The 24,709-nt window shown below is 68.9% G+C and carries 20 protein-coding genes, 1 pseudogene and 1 riboswitch; of the genes and pseudogenes, 9 read left to right on the top strand and 12 right to left on the bottom strand.

What is annotated here, in order from left to right; translation table 11 throughout:
* Together ACYQ8K_RS27480 and ACYQ8K_RS27475 are read right to left on the bottom strand one after the other, a co-directional pair.
* A partial coding sequence (locus ACYQ8K_RS27480) for a PPE family protein (RefSeq protein WP_459974125.1) occupies positions 1-1,138 on the bottom strand: 1,138 nt, incomplete at its 3' end.
* A 185-nt stretch (positions 1,139-1,323) separates the two neighbouring features.
* Positions 1,324-1,504: riboswitch (cobalamin riboswitch) on the bottom strand.
* Between the two features lie 43 nt (positions 1,505-1,547).
* Positions 1,548-3,143 carry a PucR family transcriptional regulator gene (locus tag ACYQ8K_RS27475; RefSeq protein WP_459974124.1) on the bottom strand — a complete coding sequence of 532 codons (1,596 nt, stop codon included), beginning with the start codon at positions 3,141-3,143 and terminating at the stop codon, positions 1,548-1,550.
* 83 nt (positions 3,144-3,226) lie between these two features.
* Between ACYQ8K_RS27475 and pruA the strand changes: the two genes are divergently transcribed.
* Both pruA and ACYQ8K_RS27465 read left to right on the top strand, forming a co-directional pair.
* The gene (pruA, locus tag ACYQ8K_RS27470; RefSeq protein ID WP_459974122.1) at positions 3,227-4,858 is read left to right on the top strand and encodes an L-glutamate gamma-semialdehyde dehydrogenase; all 1,632 of its coding nucleotides are present in this window, start codon (positions 3,227-3,229) and stop codon (positions 4,856-4,858) included.
* Positions 4,858-5,814, top strand: coding sequence for a proline dehydrogenase family protein (locus ACYQ8K_RS27465; RefSeq protein WP_459974120.1), 957 nt, complete (start codon positions 4,858-4,860; stop codon positions 5,812-5,814). Before pruA ends, ACYQ8K_RS27465 begins: the two co-directional genes overlap by 1 nt.
* 100 nt (positions 5,815-5,914) lie before the next feature.
* On the opposite strand, the gene ACYQ8K_RS27460 is transcribed toward ACYQ8K_RS27465, so the two are convergent.
* Genes ACYQ8K_RS27460 through ACYQ8K_RS27420 form a run of 9 tightly spaced genes read right to left on the bottom strand, consistent with a single transcriptional unit; the run spans position 5,915 to position 13,719 of the window.
* Entirely contained in the window at positions 5,915-6,517 is a 603-nt protein-coding gene (locus ACYQ8K_RS27460) for a TetR/AcrR family transcriptional regulator (RefSeq protein ID WP_459974118.1), read from the bottom strand.
* Positions 6,514-7,584 (bottom strand): zinc-binding dehydrogenase, encoded by a 1,071-nt coding sequence (locus ACYQ8K_RS27455; RefSeq protein WP_459974116.1) that lies wholly within the window; start codon positions 7,582-7,584, stop codon positions 6,514-6,516. The genes ACYQ8K_RS27460 and ACYQ8K_RS27455 overlap by 4 nt, the downstream gene beginning before the upstream one ends.
* A gap of 11 nt (positions 7,585-7,595) precedes the next feature.
* A complete protein-coding gene (locus ACYQ8K_RS27450; protein ID WP_459974114.1) occupies positions 7,596-8,765 on the bottom strand; it encodes a lipid-transfer protein in 1,170 nt (389 codons plus the stop codon).
* On the bottom strand, positions 8,762-9,223 hold the full coding sequence (locus tag ACYQ8K_RS27445) for a MaoC family dehydratase (RefSeq protein WP_459974112.1): 462 nt from the start codon (positions 9,221-9,223) through the stop codon (positions 8,762-8,764). The genes ACYQ8K_RS27450 and ACYQ8K_RS27445 overlap by 4 nt, the downstream gene beginning before the upstream one ends.
* Positions 9,220-10,335 (bottom strand): acyl-CoA dehydrogenase family protein, encoded by a 1,116-nt coding sequence (locus tag ACYQ8K_RS27440; RefSeq protein ID WP_459974110.1) that lies wholly within the window; start codon positions 10,333-10,335, stop codon positions 9,220-9,222. Before ACYQ8K_RS27440 ends, ACYQ8K_RS27445 begins: the two co-directional genes overlap by 4 nt.
* Before the next feature lie 7 nt (positions 10,336-10,342).
* Complete coding sequence (locus ACYQ8K_RS27435; protein ID WP_459974108.1) at positions 10,343-10,750, bottom strand: Zn-ribbon domain-containing OB-fold protein; 408 nt, start codon at positions 10,748-10,750, stop codon at positions 10,343-10,345.
* On the bottom strand, positions 10,750-11,295 hold the full coding sequence (locus ACYQ8K_RS27430; protein ID WP_459974106.1) for an FAS1-like dehydratase domain-containing protein: 546 nt from the start codon (positions 11,293-11,295) through the stop codon (positions 10,750-10,752). Before ACYQ8K_RS27430 ends, ACYQ8K_RS27435 begins: the two co-directional genes overlap by 1 nt.
* Positions 11,296-11,321: 26 nt before the next feature.
* Positions 11,322-12,518: an acyl-CoA dehydrogenase family protein gene (locus ACYQ8K_RS27425; protein WP_459974104.1), complete on the bottom strand. Its 1,197-nt coding sequence runs from the start codon at positions 12,516-12,518 to the stop codon at positions 11,322-11,324.
* A 4-nt stretch (positions 12,519-12,522) separates the two neighbouring features.
* Positions 12,523-13,719, bottom strand: a complete 1,197-nt coding sequence (locus ACYQ8K_RS27420) for a cytochrome P450 (RefSeq protein WP_459974102.1) — start codon at positions 13,717-13,719, stop codon at positions 12,523-12,525.
* Positions 13,720-13,913: 194 nt separating this feature from the next.
* Between ACYQ8K_RS27420 and ACYQ8K_RS27415 the strand changes: the two genes are divergently transcribed.
* The 5 genes and pseudogenes from ACYQ8K_RS27415 to ACYQ8K_RS27395 all read left to right on the top strand — a co-directional run bounded on the left by ACYQ8K_RS27415 (position 13,914) and on the right by ACYQ8K_RS27395 (position 21,552).
* The gene (locus ACYQ8K_RS27415) at positions 13,914-15,374 is read left to right on the top strand and encodes an aldehyde dehydrogenase family protein (protein ID WP_459974100.1); all 1,461 of its coding nucleotides are present in this window, start codon (positions 13,914-13,916) and stop codon (positions 15,372-15,374) included.
* Complete coding sequence (locus ACYQ8K_RS27410) at positions 15,371-17,662, top strand: CaiB/BaiF CoA transferase family protein (RefSeq protein WP_459974097.1); 2,292 nt, start codon at positions 15,371-15,373, stop codon at positions 17,660-17,662. Before ACYQ8K_RS27415 ends, ACYQ8K_RS27410 begins: the two co-directional genes overlap by 4 nt.
* A gap of 60 nt (positions 17,663-17,722) precedes the next feature.
* Positions 17,723-18,631, top strand: a complete 909-nt coding sequence (locus ACYQ8K_RS27405) for an alpha/beta fold hydrolase (RefSeq protein ID WP_459974095.1) — start codon at positions 17,723-17,725, stop codon at positions 18,629-18,631.
* Between the two features lie 29 nt (positions 18,632-18,660).
* Positions 18,661-20,075 (top strand): annotated as a pseudogene (locus tag ACYQ8K_RS27400) (acyl-CoA synthetase).
* 142 nt (positions 20,076-20,217) lie between these two features.
* The gene (locus ACYQ8K_RS27395) at positions 20,218-21,552 is read left to right on the top strand and encodes an MFS transporter (protein ID WP_459974093.1); all 1,335 of its coding nucleotides are present in this window, start codon (positions 20,218-20,220) and stop codon (positions 21,550-21,552) included.
* Positions 21,553-21,559: 7 nt separating this feature from the next.
* On the opposite strand, the gene dapD is transcribed toward ACYQ8K_RS27395, so the two are convergent.
* Complete coding sequence (dapD, locus tag ACYQ8K_RS27390; RefSeq protein WP_459974091.1) at positions 21,560-22,513, bottom strand: 2,3,4,5-tetrahydropyridine-2,6-dicarboxylate N-succinyltransferase; 954 nt, start codon at positions 22,511-22,513, stop codon at positions 21,560-21,562.
* A 272-nt stretch (positions 22,514-22,785) separates the two neighbouring features.
* Between dapD and ACYQ8K_RS27385 the strand changes: the two genes are divergently transcribed.
* Positions 22,786-23,670 carry a PPE family protein, SVP subgroup gene (locus tag ACYQ8K_RS27385; RefSeq protein ID WP_459974089.1) on the top strand — a complete coding sequence of 295 codons (885 nt, stop codon included), beginning with the start codon at positions 22,786-22,788 and terminating at the stop codon, positions 23,668-23,670.
* Positions 23,671-23,717: 47 nt separating this feature from the next.
* Positions 23,718-24,709, top strand: a 992-nt coding sequence (locus tag ACYQ8K_RS27380) for a PPE family protein (protein WP_459974087.1), incomplete at its 3' end; no start/stop codon positions are given.

The following is a 24,709-nucleotide window of genomic DNA, read 5'->3' as shown; positions in this document are numbered from 1 at the left end:
CCACCGGGACGAGCGCCGGAGCCGGGATGAACGGCATGACCGGGATGGCGTGCATTCCGGCCAGGCCCGTCAGGGCCGCCAAGCCCCCCACCAAGGTGGGGACGACCAACGGGACCACAGCGACGGTGAGCAGCGGCGCAATGAGCGGGATCAGGACCACCAGCTGCTCGAGCAACGTCTTGATCAGCGCAATGGTGTCGGTGATGATCGTGCCGACCACTTCGATGGTGGTGAACAACAGGGTCCATGCGATCGTGGCGGGGTTGCCCGAGGCGAACGCCGCCGCAAGATCCGCCGCGACGAAGCTGAACATTTGCGCCAGATAGCCGAAGTACGACCCGAAATCCATCGGGTAGCCAAGGGCGAACGCGATATTGAACGGGTTCAGGAAGCTCAGCGGGTTGCCGAGTGAAGGCAGCCAAGGGTCGAAACCGGAAAACAGGGACTGGAAGAACGGGTTGTTCATCAGCTGGTCGATCAACGGCTGGATGTAGCGGTTATAGAAGTCGACAAACCCGGTCTGCTGCAACCAGTCCAGCCACTGGTTCTGCGTGTCCGGGGGATACGACGACTGTTCCGTGGTGGCCGCCAGCGCGGTAGCCTGCTTGACTCGCGGCACCGGTTCGGCGTGCGGCGCGGCGGCCACCGCGGCCGTCGCCACGCCCTGGTAGGTGCTCATCACGGTGGCGGCCTGGATCCACATCCGCGCGTAGTCTGCTTCGTTCACCGCGATCGGAATGGTGTTGATGCCAAAGAAATTCGTCGCCGTCAAAACCGCGTGGGTGGCGTGGTTGCCGGCCAGCTCGGACAGCGTCGGCATGGCTGCCAGCGCCGCGGTGTAGGCCGCGGCGGCGATGTCCTGTTGGGCGGCCATGGCCGCGCTGTCGGCGCCGGCCTGCACCAGCCACGCCAGATAGGGCGCGTGCGCGGCGGCGTAGGCCACGGCCGTCGGACCTTCCCAGCTGCCGGCTTGCACGCCGCCCAACAGCGCAACCAGCTCGTCGGCGGACTCGGCGTATGCCACGCTCAGTGAGGTCCAGGCCGCCGCCGCGGCCAGTAGCGGGCCGGGCCCCGGCCCGCTGCTCAGCAGCGCCGAATGCACCTCCGGAGGGGAGGCCATCCAGATCGGCGCGGTCATCGACCGCACCAATCGCCGAAACCTCTTGCCGGGGCTGTGAAGCCGATCGACGGGGCCGGCTCGGCCGCGGGGGCAACAGAGGAACGGGCGCGGCGGCGAGGCATCGAATTGGTGGCAGCATCAACGGCCACCCATGCCGGAACAGACATGGACGTTGGCAGCTCTCTCGGGGTGCTCCGCCCCGGGTCGCAGGACGCAATGACGCGAGTGTCCTGGCTCTCGGATCGCTGCTCGCCTCGCCTTCCGACTTCTCAGCCGTGGCCGTTGAGGGTCGCTCCCCGATGACAGTGGCGGGACCGCGCCGGATTCACACCGGCTTCCTACATCGTCATCACCTTACGGGTGGCATTGTTGCATCCGCTTCGTCCAAAAGCCAGCAAATCGTCCGACAGTTCCGGCGATGACCGACTCATCGACTTTCCAGCACCCGCAACCCGAGCGAAAACAGCAGCCGCACCTCGGGATCGGCCAGTGATGCCGATAACAGCTTCTCGATACGCCGAACCCGGTAGCGAACCGTATTCGGATGCACGCGCAACGCTTGCGCGGCCGCCGCGATGTCGCCGAAGGCATCCAGATAGGCCCGCAGCGTCTCCGCGAGCACCGGCTCGTCGTCGCGCAGCACCACGATCCGCGGATCGATCAATCGCTCGTCGCTGCCGACCAGGGTCACGATCTCGTCGAGCAGGACGGTGGTACGCGCTTCGGCCAGCGACGTCACCTGGCCGAACGAAATCGGGTGCCGCTCAGCGCTGTCCAGCACTCGGTCCACCTCTATGCGTGCCGCGGCAATCCCGGCCAGGCCGGCGATCGGTGCGGCGACGGCCGCCCGTAGCTGCACCCCGAGTTCGGCGCGCATGGCGCCGATGGTGCCGCGCACCCACGAGGTGACCGAGCGGTTGCGCGTCTGGGGGAGCAGCACATAGGTGCGGGTGCCGTTCGAGGCGACCTGCGCGTCGGAACGAAAAGCGCTGGCGCTCAGCGCGATAACGTCGGCGAGACGGCCGTGACCGGCTGCGTCGGCCGCCGCGTCCCAACCGATCAGCGCCGCGTCGCCGTCGGCAACCAGGCCGAGTTCACCGGCAACCGCGGCAATGTCGACGTGCGCAAGGGCCTCGGCATCGGCGAGGCCGAGAAGCTGCTGCACTCGCCGGGCATGCGTCGACGGCCGGGCCGCCAGCCGCGACATGATGCGAGCGGCCAGCACGGCGGCGCCCCGCAACATCTCCTCGGCGTCGTCGGCCAATGGTTGCGAGCCTTGCTGTACCCAGATGGTTCCGGCGAATACCGGCGGCCGCCGCGCATCCGGTGCGGGCCGGTAGATGCCGACGGCCAGGCGCGGGCGCAGGCCCAGCTCGGGCCGCTCGGCGACGCGGACGACGTCGCCGCCCGACCGCAGCGCGTCGAAGATGCCCCACTGGCCGATCCACTCGAGATGCTCGGGCGGGCCCGCCCTGCCCAGGATGGACAGGCGGCGCAGCTCGTCGGCTTCGTCGTTGGAGGCCGAATAGGCCAATACGTGCGATTGGGCGTTCTCGATGCTGACCATGCCGTGGATGCGGTCGGCGAGCGACTGCGCCAACCCGAACAGGTCGGTGCCCGAGTCGTCCGTCGCGTCCGCGCGGTCCCCGTGATGCTCCAGGACGTGGTTGACCAATTGATAGAGGCGCTCCCAGCGCGCCCGCGGGTCGGCGGCCACCACCGCCGAGCCGGCCGCAACGGCCTTGGCCACCAACGCATTCGACGGCTCCTTGACGAAGATGGCCACCGGGACGCGCTCGCGCGCCTGCTTGTCCACCCAGCGCAGCGCCTCGTCGTCGGCGACCCCCAGCAGGAAGAAGACATCGGCTGCGCCCGCCGCGGCCGCCAGCCCGAGCCGCACGTCGTCGGAGTCGATCAATGCCGCCGAGGCCACCGGCAGGTCCAGGCCGCGTGGCGCGTCGACCAGGCTTACCAGGGTCGCATCCAGCGCGAGCAGTAGCTGCCCGAGCCCCACACCGGCCATGTTGTCCGATTCTACTATGGATAGCTACCTGTATTGTCCGATCGGCTAATTCCTCGCCGGGCCGCCGCGAGGATCCTTGCTGCATGGACGCGATAACCCAGGTCCCGATGCCGGCCAACGAGCCGGTCCACGACTATGCGCCGCACTCGCCGGAACGCGCCCGGCTCCGCACCGAACTGGCCGCGCTCGCCGATGGCCCGATCGACCTGCCGCATGTCATCGGCGGCACCCACCGGATGGGCGACGGTGAGCGCATCGACGTCGTCCAGCCGCACCGGCACGCCGCGAAGCTCGGCACCCTGACCAACGCCGGGCACGCGGACGCGACGGCGGCGATCGAGGCCGCGATGGCGGCGAAACGCGCATGGGCCGCACTGCCCTTCGACGAGCGAGCGGCGGTGTTCCTGCGGGCCGCCGACCTGCTGGCCGGGCCGTGGCGGGAGAAGATCGCCGCCGCGACGATGCTCGGCCAGTCCAAGTCCGTCTATCAGGCCGAGATCGACTCGCCCTGCGAGCAGATCGACTTCTGGCGCTTCAACGTGGCGTTCGCGCGACAGATCCTGGCGCAGCAGCCGATCAGCGGGCCGGGAGAGTGGAACCGCAGCGAGTACCGCCCGCTGGACGGCTTCGTCTACGCGATCACGCCGTTCAACTTCACCTCGATCGCGGGCAACCTGCCGACGGCGCCCGCGCTGATGGGCAACACGGTGGTGTGGAAGCCGTCGATCACCCAGACGCTGTCGGCGTATCTGACCATGCAGTTGCTCGAAGCCGCGGGGCTACCGCCCGGGGTGATCAACCTGGTCACCGGCGACGGCCTCGCGGTTTCCGATGTGGCATTGGCCGATCCGCGGTTGGCGGGCATCCACTTCACCGGGTCGACCGCGACCTTCCAGCATCTGTGGCAGCAGGTGGGCGCCAATATCGGCCGCTTCCACAGCTATCCGCGGCTGGTCGGCGAGACCGGCGGCAAGGACTTCGTCGTCGCCCACGCCTCGGCACGCCCGAAGGTGTTGTGCACGGCGCTGATTCGCGGCGCGTTCGACTATCAGGGGCAGAAGTGCTCGGCGGCGTCGCGGGCCTTTGTCGCGCAATCGGTATGGCGCCGCATGGGTGACGACTTCCTGGGCAAGACCGCCGCGCTGCGCTACGGCGACGTCACCGACCTGACCAATTACGGCGGCGCGCTGATCGACCGGCGCGCCTTCATCAAAAATGTCGACGCCATCGAGCGCGCCAAGGGCGCGCCGCACGTCACCATCGCCGTCGGCGGCGAATACGACGACGGCGAAGGCTATTTCGTGCGACCCACGGTGTTGCTGTCCGATGACCCGACCGACGAGTCGTTCGCGACGGAATACTTCGGCCCGCTGCTGTCGGTGCACGTGTACCCCGACGACGACTACGAGCGAATCCTCGACGTCGTCGACACCGGGTCGCGCTACGCGCTGACCGGCGCGGTCATCGCCGACGACCGCGGCGCCGTGCTGACCGCGCAGGAGCGGTTGCGGTTCGCCGCCGGGAACTTCTACGTCAACGACAAGCCGACCGGCGCGGTCGTGGGGCGCCAGCCGTTCGGGGGATCGCGTGGCTCGGGCACCAACGACAAGGCCGGATCGATGCTGAACATGTTGCGCTGGACGTCGGCGCGCACCATCAAGGAGACCTTCATCCCGGCGACCGACCACACGTATCCGCACATGGGCGCCGACTGATGGCCGGGCTGTTCGCTACCACCCTGCGCCCGGTGATCCTTGCCGCGAGCCGCCGAGAAGGGTTGCGCCGCACCGCCGAACGCCTGTCGGTCACCCGGCGCGTGGTGCGCCGGTTCGTGCCCGGTGAGACGATCGATTCGGCACTGAACAGCGCGGCGGCGCTTTGTGATTCCGGCCGGGGCGTCAGCATCGACTATCTGGGCGAGGACGTCGCCAGCGCCGACGACGCCGACGCGGTGGTGCGGACCTACCTGAATCTGGTCGAGAACCTGGGCCGCCTCGGCGATGCCGGTGACATTCGTCCTTTGGAAGTCTCGGTCAAGCTGTCGGCGCTGGGGCAGTCGCTGGAGCGCGACGGGCACAAGATCGCGCGGGAGAACGCGTGGTCGATCTGCGACGCCGCCCAGCGTGCGGGCGTGTGGGTGACGGTGGACGCCGAGAACCACACCACCACCGATTCGGCGCTGCGCATCGTGCGCGACCTGCGAGCCGACTTCCCCTGGCTGGGCGTGGTTTTGCAGGCATATCTGCGGCGCACCCGGGATGACTGCGAGGAATTCGCCGCGTCGGGCGCCCGGGTCCGCCTGTGCAAGGGCGCCTACGACGAGCCGGCCTCGCTGGCCTACCGCGAGCCGACCGAGGTCACCGACTCCTATCTGGCTTGCCTTCGGGTGCTGATGGCCGGGTCCGGCTACCCGATGGTGGCCTCCCACGATCCGCAGATCATCGGCGCGGTGCCCGGGATGGCACGCGAATCGGGCCGTCGCGGCCGCGAATTCGAATACCAGATGCTCTACGGCATTCGCGACGACGAGCAGCGGCGTCTCGCCGCGGCCGGTAACCGGGTGCGGGTGTATGTCCCGTTCGGCACCCAGTGGTATGGCTACTTCATGCGGCGGCTGGCCGAACGCCCGGCCAACCTGGCGTTCTTCCTGCGGGCGCTGGCGCGGCCGTGACGGTCACAAGCCTGAATCGTTGCTGCCCAGTGTGAATGCTGGGCGGCGACACGCCGATAATCCCCGCCGAGGCGTCACACTCAACGCCGAGGCGTCACACTCAACGCCGCCGCGGACGGTCGCTGGCGAAGCCGCGCACCACGTGGGCCCGAACGAATTCCGCCGCCACGTCGGGGTCGTTCATGTCCAGCGTCGGGGACGGCGTGCTGAACAGCGAGAACAGGATGCGCGCGAACCATTCCCCGGCGGCCTCGATGTCGAGGTCCTTGCGCACCTCGCCCGTGAGCCGGGCGGCCGACAGGTAGGGGGCGAAGAACTCGACACATTCGCGCAGCAGCACCGCCGCGTCCTTGGTCAGCAGCAGGCTGATCGCGTCCTCGTCGAAGTACTTCTCGGAGGCAATCGCACGCCGCGCCTGCGTGACGAATACCGCTGCGGCACAGAGCTTGTCCTCCAGGGTACCGCCTCGGTCCATGGCCTTGGTCATCTCGCGATAGAACCGCTGCGATGCGTGTTCGGCGCAGGCCTCGACAATCGAGGCCTTGTCGGAAAAGTATTCGTAGATCGTGCTGCGCGACACCCCGGCGTGCTTGGCGATGTCGACGATCGTCGCCTTCTGCAATCCCTGCTTGCCGAAACACGCGAACGCCGACTCCACGATCAGCTCGCGGGTGTCGGTCGTTTGAGCCGTCTGGGTCGTCACGGGATCAGCGCCCCTCGAGGGACCAACCCGGCATCGGCCTCGGCGAACGCGGCGTTGACGTCGACTAGATGGAACGGCTTGGGCATCAGCCGTTCGAACGGAAAACTGGTGTGCTGCAGGAACGATAGGCCGGTGGCCAGGGTGACCGGGTCGTAGAGCATGACGCCGCGCACGGACTTGTTGCCGTAGACCAACGCGCTGGGGTCGAGCTCGAAGGTGCGCCCCGTCCCGACGTTGCCGACTTCCAGCAACGTGCCGCCGTTGTTCAGGAACCCGATCCCCTCCGGGATGACGCCCGGCACGCCCACGACCTCGAGAACCCAATCCGCGCCGATGCCGTCGGTGTGTTCGCGCACCCGCTCGGCGACCTCGGCGGCCGAGATCTCGCCGGCGTCGATGCATCCGGTGGCGCCGAAGTCGGCGGCGACGTCGAGCCGTGCGGCGATCTTGTCGATGACGATGACCGCGGAGGCGCCCGCCGTCCGCGCCACGGCCGCGGCGTTGATGCCCAGCCCGCCGGCGCCCTGAATGACGACGGTATCCCCGAGCCGCACCTCGCGCAGCGCGAAAAGCACCTGGGCGAGCGCGCAATTCAACGGTGCCACGGCCTCGTCGGGCAGGTCCGCGGGAACCTTGTACAAAGGCTGCCGGCGGCTGGTGTAGTAGTACTCGCCGTAGGCGGCGACGAAGTGCGGCGCCTGATCGTGCGTGCGGTATTCCCCGGCCATCAGGTTCTGGCAGGCGTAGGAGCGTCCCCGCGCGCACGCGTGACAGCTGCCGCAGAACCAAAAGTACGGCGCCACCACACGATCGCCGACCGCCAGCGGCTTGCCGGTCGCGTCGGTGGTCAGGCCCTCTCCGAGTTCGGCTATCTCGCCGACCATTTCGTGGCCCATGGCGAACGGGCACGGCAGCGGCAGTTCGCCGCGGAAGATGTGCAGGTCGGATCCGCAGATCCCGGCCATCCGCAGCCGCAGCGCCGCGGTGCCCGGCGCCGGTGTGGTCAGCGGGAATTCGGCCAGCTCGATGGGCCCGCCGTGGGCGGTCAGGAGCGCGAGCCGCGGCATGACGGTCCCCCTCAGCCGGCCGGTGCGAGAATCAGGCCGCTGGTCGGCACCCCGGTTCCGGACGTGACCAGCACGTGCTCGACGTTGTCGACCTGGTTGTACGACGTGCCGCGCACCTGGCGCACCCCCTCGGTGATGCCGTTCATGCCGTGGATGTACGCCTCGCCGAGCAGGCCGCCGTTGGTGTTGATCGGGAAGTCCCCACCCAGCGACAGCCGCTCGATGGTGGCGAAGTCCTTGGCCTCCCCTCGCCCGCAGAATCCGAGCTCCTCGAGCTGGGCGAACACGAACGGCGTGAAATGGTCGTAGATGAAGGCCGTTTGGATGTCCTGCGGCTTGAGGCCCGAGTCGCGCCACAGCTGCCGGCCCACCACGCCCATCTCGGGCAGCCCGGTGATCTCGTCGCGGTAGTAGCTCGTCATCATCTCCCCGTTGTGGGCCGCGCCCTGCGCGGCGGCGGTGATGATGGCCGGCGGCTGGCGCAGGTCGCGGGCGCGCTCGGCGCTCGTGATGACGAGCGCGACGCCTCCGTCGCTCTCCTGGCAGCAATCCAGCAGACGCAGCACCGGTTCGACGATCCAGCGCGAATTCTGGTGGTCTTCCAGGGTGATCGGGCGCTCGTAGAACCAGGCGTCGGGATTGCTCGCCGCGTGTTTGCGGTCGACGACGGCGATCCGGCCGAAGTCGGAGTTGGTGACGCCGTAGGTCGACATGTAGCGCTGGGCGTGCACCGCGACCCAGGCCGCGGGTGTGAGCAGCCCGAAGGGCGCGTAATGCGCCATGAACAGCGGAGTTTCGGCCATGTTGCGACCGCTGCCGCCGAACCGGAAGCCGGACCGTTCGTTGAACGCTCGCCAGCACACCACCACGTCGGCGACACCGGTGGCGACGGCCATCGCCGCGTGAACGACGGTGCCGGCGGCCGCGCCGCCGCCGTGGTGCACGCGGGAGAAGAAGCTCAGGTCGCCGATACCGACGTTGCGGGCGATGTCGATCTCGTCGCTGGAATCCATCGTGAACGTGACCATGCCGTCGACGTCACCGGGCGCCAGGCCGGCGTCGTCGAGCGCGGCGCTGACCGCCTCGCACGCCAATTGCAGCTCACTGCGTCCCGATTCCTTGGAGAACTCCGTCTGGCCGATCCCGACGATCGCCGCGGCGCCCGGCAGCGTCCGGCTCACGCCTGGGCCCCGTCGAGCAGGCTGAGCACCGCGGTACCGGAGACGTGGTCGCCCAGGCTGTTGGAACCCTTGAACGTCACCTCGACGAAGTTCTCAGCCGGCGTAGGCCCTTCTGGGCCCTGAGTTTTGCCGGTGACGCTGCCGGTGAACCGCAGCGGATCATCCGGAAAGCACGGCACGCCAAGGCGAATCGACAGGTTCTTCACCATCGCCTCGGGGCCGGCCCAGTCGGTGAGGAAGCGCACGCAGTAGCCGTTGGTGGTCAAAATGTTCATGAACAGGTTGGGCGAACCCTGCTGCTTGGCGTAGTCGCGGTCGTGGTGCACCGGCATAAAATCGCGGGTGGCGATCGCGCCGGCGACGATCATCGTTGTGGTGATCGGGATTTCGAGCGGCGTGACCTCGTCGCCGACCGAAATGTCTTGCCATCGCAAAGTGCGGTTGGCGGTCGTTGTCATGCGGGTCCTTCCGAATAGGTTGCGCCGAGATGGGCCAGCTGCGCCGAAGCCGGACCGAGGGTCAGCTCGTTGTGCTTGGCCCACAGGAAATAGCGGTGCAGGGGATAGGTGACGTCGATGCCGATGCCGCCGTGGACGTGCTGGGCGGTGGCGGCCACGCGGGCTCCGGCCTCGGCGGCCCAGAATTTCGCGATGCGCGCGGCCCGGTCGGCAGGTCGCCCGTGTGCGACCAGCCAGGCCGCCTGCCAGGTGGTCCACCGGATCGCCTCGACGTCGATGAAGGCGTCGGCCATGCGTTGCTGCACCGCCTGGAAGCTGCCGATCGGGCGGCCGAATTGCTCGCGGCCCGTGGTGTATTCGGCCGCGATGCGCAGCGCCCGCTCGACCACACCGAGCTGGACGGCGCACAGTGCGACCAGGGCCCGGGTGTAGAGCGACTCGACCAGCCCGCCGCCGGTGATCGCGTCTGCCGCGGAAACGGTTGCGCCGTAGAGGAATACGTCCGCGTGCGGTTCGCGGTTGGTCGTGGGCGCCGGCCGGATCTCGACGCCTGCGGCGTCGGCGGCCAGCAGGAACAGGCCCACGTCGCCGTCGTCGTCGACCGCGGCGGGAATCAGCACGGTATCGGCGAGTTGCGCGGCCGGAACCAACTCCTTGGCGCCGTCGAGGCGCCAATTCGGGCCGTCGCGGCGTGCGGTGGTGGCCGGGAGGGCCGGGTCCGAGCGGCCGGGTTCGGCCAATCCCGCTGTCAGGATGCGCGATCCGGTGACCACGCCCGGCAGGATCCGCTGCTGCTGTTCGTGGCTGCCGTGCCGGGCAATCGTGTCGGCGCCCAGAACCAGCGTGGCATAGGCGGGCACCGGCGCGACGCCGTAGCCCACCTCGGCCAGCAGCACCCCGAGCTCGAAAAAGCCGCCGCCGTTGCCCCCCACCGACTCCGGCAGCGCGGTGCCCAGCAGGTCCGCGACGGCCAGCTCTTCCCAGAGCGCGTCGTCGTGGCGGATGTCGCCCGCCTCCAACTCGGTCAGCCGTTCCGGGGTGGCGCGGCGCTCGAACAGATCGCGGGCGAGCTTGGCGATCGTCTCCTGCTCTTCGGTGAACGAGAAGTCCATGACAGCCCTACGCGCTCGGCCGGAACTGGTGCAGCACCAGGCCTCCGTCAGAACCGTCGAAGGTGTGGTAGTAGACCTCGACCGGCAGTCCGGGCGTCACCTCGGCCGGGTCGATGCCAGTCAGGTTGGACACCAGCCGCACCCCCTCCTCGAGTTCCACCAGCACGACGATGTAGGGGTACTCGAAGAACGGAAACTTCGGCTCGTGCGGCATCACGTAGCTGTAGACGCTGCCGCGGCCCGAGGACTCGATGGCGTCCCACTCCAGCGACCGGCAGTGTGGGCACATCGGGCGTGGCGGATGACGCAGCTGCCCGCAGCCGCTGCAGCGCTGGATCAGGAGTTTGTTCTCCCGCAACCCATTCCAGAAAAATTCGGTGTCCGGTGTGATCGCCGGAGCCAGACGGGTCGCCATCAGCCGGCCGGCCTGAAGCGCAGCACCCGGAATCGCTGGCGTCCTAACACCTCGCCGTTCTGGTCGGCGTAGGTCGTCAGCCAGGTCAGGAAGAAGCCGGTGCCCAGCGCCGTCTTCTTCTCGTCGGAGACCGATTCGTAGACCGTCGTCGCGCTGATCACGTCGCCCAGCCTGGGGTATCGCTCGATTTCGAACTCCGAATTCGTGGCCACCGTGCTGGTGTAGCCGGCCTCATCGAGGAAAGCCGTTGGATTGCTGTGGATTTCGACCGGTGCCCCACCGCGTTCGCCGATTCCCTCCAGCTTCGGTGACGGCATGGTCCAGGTCTGCAACATCACCGGCGGCGAGACGATGCCGCCGAACCGTGACGACGCGGCGAACTCCGGATCAAGGTAGACGGGGTTCATGTCGGCCATCGCGTACGCCCAGTGCCGGATCATCGGCTGGTTCACCGGGTCGGGCGCCAGCGAGGGCTTTGCGGTGCCGCCGGTCGGCTGGCCGACGAGGGCCCGCACCTTGGCGCTGACGGTTTCTGAGTCGGTCACGACAGTTCTGTCCTCCTATTTCGCGGCTATTTCGCGGCCCGAAGGTCGCGCGGTGCCCGGGGCATGCCCAACCCGGCCATGGCGATGATGTCACGCTGAATCTCGTTGGCGCCGCCGCCGAAGGTATTGATGACGGCCTGGCGGTAGGCGGATTCCAGCGCGCCGCGCAGCGGGGCCTGGTCGCCGCACCGCACCCCGTTGCCGTCCAGCACCTCGAGCAGCTCCCGGGCGACCTGCTGCGTAAGCTCGGTGCCGAACACCTTGGCCGCCGACGCTTGTCCCATGTCCAGGCCCGTGCTCGCCCCGCCCTTCGTCATCGCCGCGTTGACCCGCGAATTGACGAGTTTGTATGCCGCCACCTGGGCTTCGACCCGGGCCAGCGCCGATTGCACCCAGGGCTGGTCGATGACCCGGCCGCCGTCGAGCTCGGTGGTGACGGCCCAGTCCAGCGTCTTCTCGAACAGCGGCTCGAGCGCGCCGAGATTGCCCAGGGCGGCGCGTTCGAAGTTCAGCTGCGTGGTGATCAGCTGCCAACCCTGGTTCTCCGCGCCCACCAGCGCGCTGACGGGCACCCGCACGTCGTCGTAGAACGTGTAGAAGGTCGAGATGCCCGGCATGGTGTGCAGCGGTTGCCAGGAGAATCCGGGCGAGGAGGTCGGCACGATGAGGATGGAAATGCCCTTGTGCTTCTTGGCATCCGGATCGGTGCGCACGGCCAGCCAGATGTAGTCGGCGTAGGCGGCGCCGCTGGTGAACATCTTCTGGCCGTTGATCACATACTCGTCACCGACGCGGACTGCCGTCGTCCGCACCGAGGCCAGGTCGCTGCCCGCGCCCGGCTCGGAGTAGCCGATGGCGAACTCGACGGTGCCGTCCAGGATCGCCGGCAGGAACCGCCGCTTCTGCTCGTCGTTGCCGTAGTGCATCAACGTCGGGCCGACAGTGTTGAGTGTCACCAGCGGGATGGGCGCGCTGACCCGGCGCGCCTCCTCGGAGAAGATGAACTGCTCGATGGCCGAGAACCCTTGTCCGCCATACTCTTTTGGCCAACCAACGCCCAGTAGCTTGGCCGCCGCCAGTGCGCGGACGCATTCGCGCACCGCGGGACCGCCCTCCATGTGCTCGCTGACCGCGGCGATGCGTTCCGGCGTCATCACGGTCTCCAGCGTGGCGCGGATCTCGGCGCGCAGCTTCTGCTGCTCCGGCGTGTACTCCAGGTCCATCAGCTCAGGTCCCCATCCGCACCGGCATGCGTTTCACCCCGGGCACCATGGTGGCCCGCATCCGGTCCACCTCGCCCACCAGCTCCATGCGGGGAAACCGGCGCAGCAGTTCCTCGAAGAGCACCGTTGCCTCCAGTCGCGCCAATTGTGCACCCACACAGGAATGTTCACCGCAGCCGAAGGCGATGTGCGGGTTCGGGTGGCGGGTCACGTCGAATTCCTCGGAGTCGGGGCCGAACACCTCCTCGTCCCGGTTGGCCGACCCGTAGAGCATCACCAGCACCTCGCCGGCGCGGATCCGCTGACCGCGGATCTCGACGTCGGCGGTCGCGGTGCGGGCCATGTGCACCACTGGACTGTTCCACCGCAACATCTCCTCGACGGCAAGCGGGATGCGGGCGGGCTCCTCGACGAGCAGGCGGTATTGGTCGGGATGCGCGATCAGGGCCAGCGTTCCCAGCGCGATCAGGTTGCGGGTGGTTTCGTTGCCGGCCACCAGCAGCAGGAAGGCGAAGTTGAGCAGGTCCTCGTCGGTCAACCGGTGTTGATCGATCTCGGCCGCGGCCAGGACCGAGAGCAGGTCGTCGCGCGGTTGCGTGCGGCGGGCCGCGATCAGCTGCTGGAAGTACTCGTAGAGCTGCCCCGCCGCCACCATGGGGTCCAGCTCGATCTCCGGGTCGGCCGTCCCGGTGGCCGCATCCGACCACGCCCGGAACTGCTCCCAGTCGTCGGGCGGGGCGCCGATCAGTTCGGCGATCATCCGGGTGGGCAGGGGAGCGGCGATCCGTTCGGCGAACTCGTGCACGGAGCCGGGTTCGACGCCGTCGAGAATGCCGCGCACGATCTGGCGGATCTTCGGCTCGAGTACCGAAACGCGCCGCCGGGTGAATCCGGAGTTGATCAGCTTGCGCATCTGCCGGTGCCGCGGCGGATCGGTGAAGATCAGGCTGCCCTGCTGTACCGGGTTGGGCAGCTGCGGATCGGGGATCGTGATGCCCCGGGTCGAGGTGAACAGGGCCGGATTGCTCGACACGAACCGGATGTCTTCGTATTTCAGCAGCGCCCAGAAGTTGGTGACGTCGTTCCAGCACACCGGCGCCGTCGCGCGCAGCTCCCGGTAGGCGGGATATGGGTCACCCGCGTAGAAGTCGGGGGAGTGCAGCGGGAAGCTCGGCGAGCGCAGCGGCGGATGAGTCTGCACGGCAAGCCCCTCTCGCAGGACACCCGACCCGACAGATTGGTTCAATCTGTCTGCCGACCGTGTCTACTCCGCGCCGCCGCGTGCTGTCAACACGACACCAAAATATTGGAATAGCTCGGTTTTCACCCAGTTGATGATTGACGGCGGACACGTGGGGGTGTACACCAAGTGATCAGATGACCGGAGGAAGCAACATGGCCGATTCGCCCGCTCTTGTCCGGACCTACCAGCTCTACATCGATGGCCGGTGGGTCGAGCCGCAGAACGGTCGCTACGACGACCTGTCCCCGTCCACCGAGGCCGTCATCGCCACCGCACCCGACGCGAGCGTCGCGCAGGTCGACGACGCGATCGCGGCCGCACGCCGCGCCTTCGACAGCGGACCCTGGGGCACGATGTCCGCCGAGCAGCGCGCCGCGTGCCTGACCCAGCTGGGCGAGGCGCTCTCCAAGCACGCCGACGACTTCTTCGCGCTGTCCCAGGCGGAGTGGGGCTGCATCGCCAACGAGCGCATCATGCAGATCGACGGCACCGGGTTCATGTCCATGCACGCCGCGCAGCTCGCGACCCAGCTGGTCGACCAGGAGGTCGCCGGCATCAGCGCCGGCACCACGTTGCTGCGCCACGCGCCGCTGGGCGTCGTATCGGTGCTCACGCCGTGGAACTTCCCGCACTGCCTCAACGTGATGAAGTTGAATCATGCGCTGGCCGCGGGAAACACGGTCGTGCTCAAGCCCTCGCCGCTGACACCGCTGGCCGGGCTGGCGCTGGCGCGGCTCATCGACGAGCACACCGACATCCCGCCGGGGGTGGTCAACGTGGTCACCCCCTCGGGCGTCGAAGCGGCCAAGCTGCTGACCACCGATCCGCGCATCGACATGGTGAGCTTCACCGGCAGCTCGGCCGTCGGCCGCCAGGTGATGTCGGCCGCCGGCGACACGATGAAGCGAATTCTGTTGGAGCTGGGCGGAAAATCGGCGAGCATTGTCCTCGACGACACGAAAGTCACCGATGAAATGCTGGAACAGATGCTGTTCCAATCCTGTTCGCTGCATGCCGGACAGGCCTGCATCCTGCACAGCCGGCTGCTGTTGCCCGATTCGCTGCACGACGACGTCGTCGATCGGCTGGCCGCGTTGGCCCGCGAGGTCAAGGTGGGCGACCCCACCGATCCCGACGTGCAGATGGGTCCACTGATCAGCGCGGCGCAACGCGACCGGGTCGAGGCGCACATCGCGGGCGCGCGCAGCGACGGGGCCAAGCTGGTGACCGGCGGCGGGCGGCCGGCCGGGCTGGATGCCGGCTACTACGTCGAACCGACGATCCTGTCCGGGGTGGAGCCCAATTCGACTATCGCGCAAGAGGAAGTGTTTGGCCCCGTGTTGTCGGTACTGCGCTACCGCGACGACGACGACGCCGTCGCCATCGCGAACAACTCGCAATACGGGCTCTCCGGTGCGGTGTGGGGCGATGACGTGGACCGCGCCGTCGGCGTGGCCCGGCGCATCCGCACCGGCCAGATCGCGGTCAACGGCATCAGCCCCGGGGGCGCGCCGTTCGGCGGCTTCAAGCTCAGCGGGCTGGGCCGCGAGGGCGGCGGAATCGGCGGGCTGCACCAGTACATGGAGGCGATGGCCATCGGGGTTCCCGCGTGACGGCACCCCTCGCGGGGCTACACGTCGTCGAAATCGCCAGTGAGATCTCGGGTCCCTACGCGGCAAAGCTTCTTGTCGACCTGGGCGCCGAGGTCATCAAGATCGAACCGCCCGCCGGGGACCCGCTGCGACACTGGGGCCCCTTCGCCTCGGGCGTCGCCGACCCGGATCGGTCGGGACTGTTCGAGTACCTGAACGCCGGCAAAAACACTGCCACGCTTGATCTCTCGGAGGCGGACGACCTCACGGCCGCGCGTGAACTCATCGCCCGGGCGCACCTGCTGATCGACGACTCCGGACCCGGAACGCTGGAGGGATGCGGGTTCGGGGTCGATGACCTGCAGCTGATCAACCCAAACCTGGTGCTACTACGCATCTCTGGGTTCGGTCAGTCCGGACCGTTCCGCCGCCGACCTGCCACACCGCTGACCTTGCAGGCGGCATCGGGCTGGATCAGCTCGCGGGATCCCGGGCGCCCGCCGGTTCAGGTCGGCGCCCGGATCCCCGAGTACGTCGCCGGCGCCTACGCCGCGCTGGGCGCGCTGACCGCCCTGCGGTCGCGGCCCGACGGCCGCGTCACCGAAGTGGATGTCTCCCAGCTGGAATCGCTGTTGTCGACATTGCCGTATCCGATGCTGATGGCCCAGCGGATGCGCCGGCTCGGCCTGCCCGCCAACCTGCGGTCGGCGCCCATCCTGGGCGTCGTGCGGGCCGCCGACGGCTGGGTGGGCATCAACTGCCTGACGGGCCAGCACTGGCTCGACGTCTGCGCGATGCTCGGCCTGCCCGAGTTCAGCGAGCACCAGCTTGCGATCATGCTGGGCGGCCCGGAGCGCGACGACTTCTTCGCCAAGGCCGAGCCGGTACTGGCCGCCCAGACCGTCGCAGAGATCGTGGAACTCGCTCAGGCGCTGCGGATTCCGGCCGCACCCGTCAACGACGGCGCCACCGTGCTCGATTGCCCGCAATACGCCGAGCGGGGGTTCTTCGTCGAAACCGGGTCGTTTCGGCGCCCCGGACCGCCATTTCGATTATCGAAAACCCCTGTGCCACAGCCGCATCCGGCGCAGCGGCTGGGAGAGCGACCGATGGTGTGGACCGGTGACGGCCGAGCGCTTCAACAAGTGCCGGGGCCGCTGCCCTTCGCCGGGCTGCGAGTGCTGGACCTGACCACGTTCTGGGCGGGTGCGTATCTGACCTGCTACCTCGGGGCGTTCGGCGCCGACGTCGTCAAGGTCGAATCGATCCAGCGGCCCGACGGGCACCGCTATTCGGGGGCGCTCGCCTACGAGGGCGACGACTGGTACGAGCGCAGCCCCATCTGGCAGGGCACCAACCTCAACAAGCGCGACCTCACGCTGGACCTGACCTCGCCGCGGGGCCTCGACCTGGCGCGGCGGCTGGCCGCCCAGGCCGACGTCGTGGTGGAGAACTTCTCGCCGCGCGTCGTGGAAAACTTCGGTCTGGACTACGACTCGCTGGCGGCGCTGAACCCCGACGTGATCGTGGTGCGGATGCCGGGGTACGGCCTGCAGGGCCCGTGGCGCGACTACGTCGGCTGGGCGCTCAACTTCGAGCAGACCGCCGGAATGTCCGCGGTCACCGGCTACCCCGACGGCCCGCCGTGCAACCCGCAGGGCCCCGCCGATCCCATCGTCGGCGTGCACGCCGGGGTCGCGCTGCTGGCCGCGTTCGAGCACCGCAACCGGACCGGCGCCGGTCAACTCGTCGAGATAGCCCAGATCGAGGTCGCCGCCGCGGTCACCGCCGAGCCGGTGATCGAGTACTCGATGAACGGTGTCGTGCGGCCGCGCGAGGGCAACCGCCGGCGCGGCTACCTACAGGGCGTCTACCCGACCAACGAGGACGACGTGTGGGTGGCGCTGTCGGTGCCCGATCAGCCGATCGACCACGACGTCTTCGACGAGCTCGTCGCCTCCTGGTCCCGCACCCAGACCGCCGCGGCGATCGTCGAGACCCTCCAGGCACAGGGGATCGCGGCCGAGCGGGTGATCACCGGAGACCGGATGTACGACCCCGAGCTCATCGGGGCCCAGCTCGACGCGCGCGGCTACTACCAGGAGTTCGAACACCGGATCACCGGGCCGCACCGCTACCCCGGCTGGCCCTTTCGCATCACGCCCGGACCGCGGCAGCACCACCGCGCCGCCCCGCCGACGCTCGGCCAGCACAACAATGAGGTGCTGCGCGAACTGGGGCTGTCCGAGGCGGATTTGGAGGCTCTGCGTCACCGGCGGGTCATCGGCGAGCGGGTGCTCAACGCATAGCCGCCGGCAAGACGCGGCCGCCCTTTGGTGAACCGCGTCTGACATGCCAAGCTGCTCGACATGGTCATCGAGATCGCCCGCCCCAAACTCGAAGGAAACGTCGCCGTCGGCGAGGACCGCCAGATCGGCTTCGCCGAGTTCGGCGACCCGCAGGGACGCGCGATGTTCTGGCTGCACGGCACCCCGGGCGCCCGCCGGCAGATCCCGGTTGAGGCCCGCCTGTACGCCGAGGACCACAAGATCCGGCTGATCGGGCTGGACCGCCCCGGCATCGGCTCGTCGACGCCCCACCGCTACGAGAACATCCGGGCCTTCGCCGACGACCTCCGGACCATCGCGGACACGCTCGGCATCGACAAGATGGCCGTCATCGGCCTGTCCGGCGGCGGCCCGTACGCGCTCGCCTCGGCGGCGGTGCTGTCCGATCGGGTCGTTGCCTGCGGCGTGCTCGGCGGCGTCGCACCCTTCCTCGGCGACGAAGGCATCACCAGCGGCCTGATGAACCTGGGCAAGCGGGTGGCGCCGCTGCTGCGGCTGGGCGGTGACCCGCTGCGGATCGGCGCGAGCCTGCTGGTCCGGGCCATCCGACCGGTCGCGAATCCCGCGCTGTATTTGTATGCCGCGATATCGCCGGAGGGCGACCGGCGGCTGCTCACCCGGCCCGAGTTCGGCGCCATGTTCCTCGACGACCTGCTCAACGGCAGCCGCAAGCAGCTGGCGGCCCCGTTCAACGACATCATCCTGTTCACCCGCGACTGGGGATTCCGGCTCGACGAGGTCAAGGTCCCGGTGCGCTGGTGGCACGGCGACAGCGACCACATCGTGCCGTTCGCCCACGGCCAGCACGTCGTGTCCCTGCTGCCCGACTGCGAGCTCATCGTGCTCCCCGGCGAGAGCCACCTGGGCGGGCTGGGCCGCGGCGAGGAGATCCTGTCCACCCTGACGAAGATCTGGGACGAGAAAGGCTGACCGTTGCCGACGCCGGGTAGCCTGCTGACGTGCTGCTGGCGTCCTTGAATCCTTCGGCCCTCACCGCCACCGATGTCGCCGACGCGGTCCGCATCGACGGCACCGTGTTCAGCCGCAGCGACCTGGCCGGCGCCGCGACGTCGGTGGCCGAACGGGTGGGCGGGCGGGCCGCGTCGCCATCCTGGCCTCCCCGACCGCCGCGACGGTGCTGGCCGTCACCGGGTGCCTGATCGCCGGGGTGCCCTTCGTCCCGGTGCCCGCCGACGTCGGCGCCGCCGAACGCCGGCACATGCTCACCGACTCCGGGGTAAAAGCCTGGCTGGGCCCGGTGCCGGATGAGTCGGAGGGCCTGCCGCACATCCCGGTGCGATTGCACGCCCGGTCCTGGCACCGCTACGCCGAGCCGTCGCCCGACGCCACCGCGATGATCATCTACACCTCGGGGACCACCGGGCTGCCCAAGGGCGTGGTGCTGAGCCGGCGGGCGATCGCCGCCGACCTGGACGCCCTCGCCGAAGCCTGGCAATGGACGTCCGACGACGTCTTGGTGCACGGCTTGCCGCTCTTTCACGTGCACGGCCTGGTGCTGGGCCTGCTCGGCTCGCTGCGGGTCGGGAATCGCTTCATCCACACCGGCAAGCCGACGCCGGCGGGCTACGCGCAGGCCGGCACCGAGCACGGGGGCACGCTGTTTTTCGGGGTGCCCACGGTGTGGTCGCGGGTGGCGGACGACGAGGCGGCCGCCCGGGCGCTGCGCCCGGCGCGGCTGCTGGTCTCCGGCAGCGCGCCGCTGCCGGTTCCGGTGTTCGACCGGCTGGCCTCGCTCACCGGGCACCAGCCGATCGAACGCTACGGCGCGTCGGAATCGTTGATCACGCTGTCCACCCGTGCCGACGGCGAGCGGCGCCCGGGGTGGGTGGGCCTGCCGCTGTCCGGTGTGCAGACCCGGGTGCTCGACGACGACGGCGGGCTGGTGCCGCACGACGGCGAGACCGTCGGGAAGCTGCACGTGCGCGGCCCGATGATGTTCGACGGCTACCTGAACCGGCCGGACGCCACCGCCGAGGCGTTCGACCCCGACGGCTGGTACCGCACCGGCGACGTCGCGGTGATCGACGCCGACGGGATGCACCGCATCGTCGGGCGCGAGTCGGTCGACCTGATCAAGTCCGGCGGCTACCGCATCGGCGCGGGCGAAATCGAAACGGTGCTGCTGGGGCATCCGGGCGTCGCCGAGGCGGCGGTGGTCGGCATGCCCGATGCGGACCTGGGTCAGCGCATCGTCGCGTTCGTCGTCGGGTCGGCCGACGGCGACGCGCTGATCGACTATGTCGCCCAGCAGCTTTCGGTGCACAAGCGGCCGCGCGAGGTGCGCATCGTGGACACGCTGCCGCGCAACGCCATGGGCAAGGTGCTCAAAAAGCGGTTGCTGTCCGACGGCTGAACGGCCGCCCAACCCGCTGACACCTGGTCAGCCCGGAGCCGAGACACGCAGCAATTTGCCAGCTTCAGCGCCGAGCGTGGCCGCGAAGCTTCACCTACCGTCGTAACCGTGCATCGATGTGACCGGACGACGAACGGCCGCCATGGGTGACCCCGCAAGGCCCGTGGGCACTGCCACCCCCATGCGGCGGATCGCGATGGCTTGCCTGGTGGGCTCGGCCATCGAGTTCTACGACTTCCTGATCTACGGGACCGCGGCGGCGCTGGTGTTTCCCGCGGTCTTCTTTCCGCACCTGGGCCCGACGGTGGCCACCATCGCCTCGATGGCGACGTTCGCGACGGCGTTCCTGTCCCGCCCGCTGGGGGCGGCCGTCTTCGGCTACTTCGGCGACCGGCTGGGCCGCAAAAAAACGCTCGTCGCCACGCTGCTGATCATGGGCGGATCGACGGTCAGCGTCGGCCTGGTCCCCGACACGGCGTCGATCGGGATCGCGGCGCCGCTGACCCTCATCGTCCTGCGGCTGCTGCAAGGCTTCGCCGTCGGCGGCGAATGGGCCGGGTCCGTCCTGCTCAGCGCCGAATACGCGCCGCCGGGCAAACGCGGCTGGTACGGCATGTTCACCTCGCTGGGCGGCGGCACGGCGGGCATCCTCGCCAGCCTGACCTTCCTCGCCGTCAGCCTCACCGTCGGCGAGAGCAGCCCCGCGTTTCTCGACTGGGGATGGCGGGTGCCCTTCCTGATCAGCAGCGGGCTGATCGCCATCGCCCTCTATGTGCGCCTGAACATCGACGAGACCCCGCTGTTCGTGGAGGAGAAGGCCCGCAACGAGGTGCCCAAGGCGCCGCTGGCCGAGCTGGTGCGCTTCCAGCGGCGAGAGATCGTGCTGGTCGCGGGCTGCTTCCTGGGCGGCATGGGTTTCGTCTACCTGGGCAACACCTTCCTGGTCATGTACGCCCACTCCCACCTGGGCTACTCGCGCAGCTTCATCTGGGGCGTCGGCGCGCTGGGCGGGCTGACGAGCATCGCGTTCGTCTCGTTCGGGGCGTGGCTGTCCGACCGCGTCGGGCGTCGCCGGGTGATGCTGTGCGGGCTGGCGGCCTGCCTGCCGTGGGCGTTCGTGGTCATCCCGCTGATGGACACCGGCAACCCGGCGATGTACGCGGTTGCCGTCCTCGGCATGTTCGCCAGCGCGGCGGTGGCCAACGGCCCCACGGGGGCCTTCGTCCCCGAACTGTTCGCCACGCGCTACCGCTACAGCGGCGCGGCGGTGGCGATGAACCTGGCCGGCATCCTCGGCGCCGCGGTGCCGCCGCTGCTGGCGGGCACGCTGCTGGCGACCTACGGCAGCTGGGCGATCGGGCTCATGATGGCGACCCTCGTGGTGGCCAGTTTCGTGTCCGTCTCGCTGCTGCCCGAAACCCGGGGGACCGCGCTGCGGACCGTCGCTGTCGACGAGCGGGTCCCCGCCGACCTATAGCGCACCCTCAGTTGGCGTGCAGGTCCTCATTGAGGGCGATGCCCTGCCCGCCGCGGGCCACCACTTCCACCGCCCCGCTGACCGAATTGCGGCGGAACAACAGGTTGTTGCCGCCGGACAGCTCTAGGGCCTTCAGCGTCTTGCCTTCGGGCGTAATGACTTTGGAGCCGGCGGTGACGTACAGGCCCGCCTCGACGACGCAGTCGTCGCCCAGTGAGATGCCCAGGCCGGCGTTGGCGCCGAGCAGGCAGCGCTTGCCGATCGAAATCACCTCGGTGCCACCGCCGGACAGCGTGCCCATGATCGAGGCGCCACCGCCGACGTCGGAGCCGTCGCCCACCACCACGCCGGCGGAAATGCGTCCTTCCACCATCGACGCCCCCAGCGTGCCGGCGTTGTAGTTGACGAAGCCCTCGTGCATCACCGTCGTGCCCGGGGCCAGGTGGGCGCCCAGGCGCACCCGGTCGGCGTCGGCGATGCGCACCCCGGTCGGCAGGACGTAATCGACCATGCGGGGGAACTTGTCGACGCCGTACACCGTCACCGGTCCGTGGCGGCGCAGCCGCGCCCGGACGGCCTCGAAGCCCTCGACGGCGCACGGCCCCCGGTTAGTCCAGACGACATTGGTCAATACCCCGAATAAGCCGCCGGCGTTCAGCCCGTGCGGCGCCACCAGCCGGTGCGAGAGCAGATGCAATCGCAGGTAGGCGTCGTAGGCGTCGGCGGCCTCGTCGTCCAGCGAGCCGATGACCGTGCGTACGGCGACGGTCTCGGTACCGCGGTCGTCGTCGCGGCCGATCAGCGCGGTCAGCTCCGGGGGGACGTCGGACAGCGCCAGCCGCGACGTCGCGCTGCTGCCCGATTCGGTCAGTTCCGGTGCGGGAAACCACGTGTCGAGGACCGATCCGTCGGCGGCCAGCGTTGCCAGGCCTATCCCTTCGGCACCTGCTGCTCTTGTCACGGCGGTCAGGTTACTTCCTGGGCCCGACCCGGATCCGCTCGCCCTGCGGGGCAGCGTGGTGTGCCGCCCAAATGCTCACGCGGGCAACATAATTCATCACACGAGGGACCGATGGTACGGCTCGGTTCGGTCGGTCCGTGCAGGTCATGGCGTGAATTTCGCCATTTCGGGTACGCAGCATCCGGGGATCAGGGGGTCGTTTTCCGGCCCCGTCTCCGGATCCCCTGTGTCGCCGGTCCGCAAGGGCCGCTTGATTGCCCGAGGAGATTCACATGTCCTTTGTCACCACACTTCCCGAGGCGCTGATCGCCGCGGCGGGCACCCTCGAAGGCCTCGGCTCTTCGATGTCCGCCGAAGATGCCGCGGCCGCGGGCCCCACCACGAGCATCGCTCCCGCGGCCGCCGACGAGGTGTCCGCGCTGCAGGCGGTGCAATTCTCGGCCTACGGCGCCTGGTACCAGCAGGTCAGCGCGCAGGCGAAGGCGGTTCACCAAACACTGGTGAACACTCTGGGCACCAGTGCCAGTTCCTACGGGGAAACCGAAGCCGCCAACCGAGCGGCGACGGGTTCAACGTCGTTGTCGGGCGCTCTCGGTGGGCTGACCGGGTCTGGGAGGTCGGGACTTTCCGGAATTCTCAATTCGGTGAACAGTGCGGCGGCGGATCCCCCCGCTGCTCTGTCGTCCTCGACGGGCGCCACCATAGGCACCCCGTTCAACTGGTTCCAAAACGTCGGCGCGGCCGCGTCCGACTTCATGGCGCTGGGCCAGGGCCAATTCCTTCCCGGCGCGGTGAGTTGGGACCCCACCGCAGCCGGCGCAGAGGGCGCTCCATTCATGCCGACTGCCCCAATCCCGCCGACGGCCGCTGCCGGTGCCGCCTCGGCGCCGGTCTTGGCAGGCGTGGGTCAGGCATCCACATTGGGCGGGTTGTCGGTGCCGCCTAGTTGGGCCGCGGCGGGCGTACCTGCGGCCAGCCCCGCCCCGGCGACATTGGCAGCTGCCGGCTGGACCAGCGCTGCGCCGCACGCTGCGCCGGTGACGACGATGCCGGCCGGTGTGCCGTCGGTGGCCTCGGCCGGGCGCACGGGCTACGGCTTCGGCGCGCCGCGCTACGGGGTCAAGCCCACCGTGATGCCCAAGCCGACCGTCGTTTAGGCGCGCCGGTACCGCCGAACCTCATTAGCCAGAAAGGATCAAAAGAAATGACTTTCGATTTCGGAGCATTACCCCCGGAGATCAACTCCACACGCATGTACACCGGCCCGGGCGCGGGGCCGCTGATGGCCGCCGCGGCGGCGTGGAACAGCCTGGCGGCCGAATTGAATACCACTGCCTCTGCCTCGCAGTCGGTGATTTCAACGCTCACCGACGACGAGTGGCGGGGTCCGTCCGCGGCGGCGATGGCCACCGCGGCCACGCCCTATGTGGGGTGGATGCACACTACTGCTGCGGCGGCTCAGTTCGCAGCGAGCCAGGCCATGGCGTCCGCGGCCGCGTACGAGGCTGCGTTTGCGATGACGGTGCCCCCGCCGGTCGTCGCGGCCAACCGGGCTCAGCTGGCGGCGCTGGTCGCCACCAATGTTCTGGGGCAGAACACGGCGGCGATCGCGGCCACCGAGGCTCATTACGGCGAGATGTGGGCCCAGGACGCCGCCGCCATGTACGGCTATGCCGGTTCGTCGGCCAGCGCTGCGAAGTTGGAGCCATTGAGCGATCCGTCGCCGGCCACCAATCCCGGCGGACTCGGCGCGCAAGCCGCCGCGGTCACCCATGCCGCCGGGACCGCCACCGGTACGCAGGCCGGATTGCCCGGGCTGGTGTCTAATCTGCCCAACACGATGCAATCACTCGCGGCCCCACTGGCCGCCGCGGACCCGCCTTCATTAGATGATTTCTTCAGCAACAGTCTGGTGGCAAACATCCCGAACGGGATTTTCGATATGGGGGCCTGGAACGGTTTCAACGGGATTGTGAGCGGGGTTTTGTACGCGCATACCGCCGATGCGGGCCTGGTGGGTCATAATTTTGCGCCCGCCTTCGGCGGTCTTGGTCTCGTCCCACCGGTGCCTGCTGCGGCCCCGACCAGTGTAGGCGCAGTGGGTCGGTTTCCGCCGACTCACCGGCTGGCTCTAAAATTCGACCCAACTGATCAGACGACCACGTGTCTGGGCATCACGGTCTGCTTGACTCCATA

Source organism: Mycobacterium sp. MUNTM1 (assembly GCF_054660795.1).
Note: the sequence above shows the minus strand (reverse complement) of the source record. Positions and strands in the feature narration are given on the sequence as shown.

Coding starts and splice junctions, on each gene's coding strand:
- ACYQ8K_RS27475 (WP_459974124.1), bottom strand. CDS start 3,143: ATGGCCGGTGTGGGGCTCGGGCAGCTACTGCTCGCGCTGGATGCGACC.
- pruA (WP_459974122.1), top strand. CDS start 3,227: ATGGACGCGATAACCCAGGTCCCGATGCCGGCCAACGAGCCGGTCCAC.
- ACYQ8K_RS27465 (WP_459974120.1), top strand. CDS start 4,858: ATGGCCGGGCTGTTCGCTACCACCCTGCGCCCGGTGATCCTTGCCGCG.
- ACYQ8K_RS27455 (WP_459974116.1), bottom strand. CDS start 7,584: ATGCCGCGGCTCGCGCTCCTGACCGCCCACGGCGGGCCCATCGAGCTG.
- ACYQ8K_RS27445 (WP_459974112.1), bottom strand. CDS start 9,223: ATGACAACGACCGCCAACCGCACTTTGCGATGGCAAGACATTTCGGTC.
- ACYQ8K_RS27440 (WP_459974110.1), bottom strand. CDS start 10,335: ATGGACTTCTCGTTCACCGAAGAGCAGGAGACGATCGCCAAGCTCGCC.
- ACYQ8K_RS27435 (WP_459974108.1), bottom strand. CDS start 10,750: ATGGCGACCCGTCTGGCTCCGGCGATCACACCGGACACCGAATTTTTC.
- ACYQ8K_RS27425 (WP_459974104.1), bottom strand. CDS start 12,518: ATGGACCTGGAGTACACGCCGGAGCAGCAGAAGCTGCGCGCCGAGATC.
- ACYQ8K_RS27415 (WP_459974100.1), top strand. CDS start 13,914: ATGGCCGATTCGCCCGCTCTTGTCCGGACCTACCAGCTCTACATCGAT.
- ACYQ8K_RS27405 (WP_459974095.1), top strand. CDS start 17,723: ATGGTCATCGAGATCGCCCGCCCCAAACTCGAAGGAAACGTCGCCGTC.
- ACYQ8K_RS27395 (WP_459974093.1), top strand. CDS start 20,218: ATGGGTGACCCCGCAAGGCCCGTGGGCACTGCCACCCCCATGCGGCGG.
- ACYQ8K_RS27385 (WP_459974089.1), top strand. CDS start 22,786: ATGTCCTTTGTCACCACACTTCCCGAGGCGCTGATCGCCGCGGCGGGC.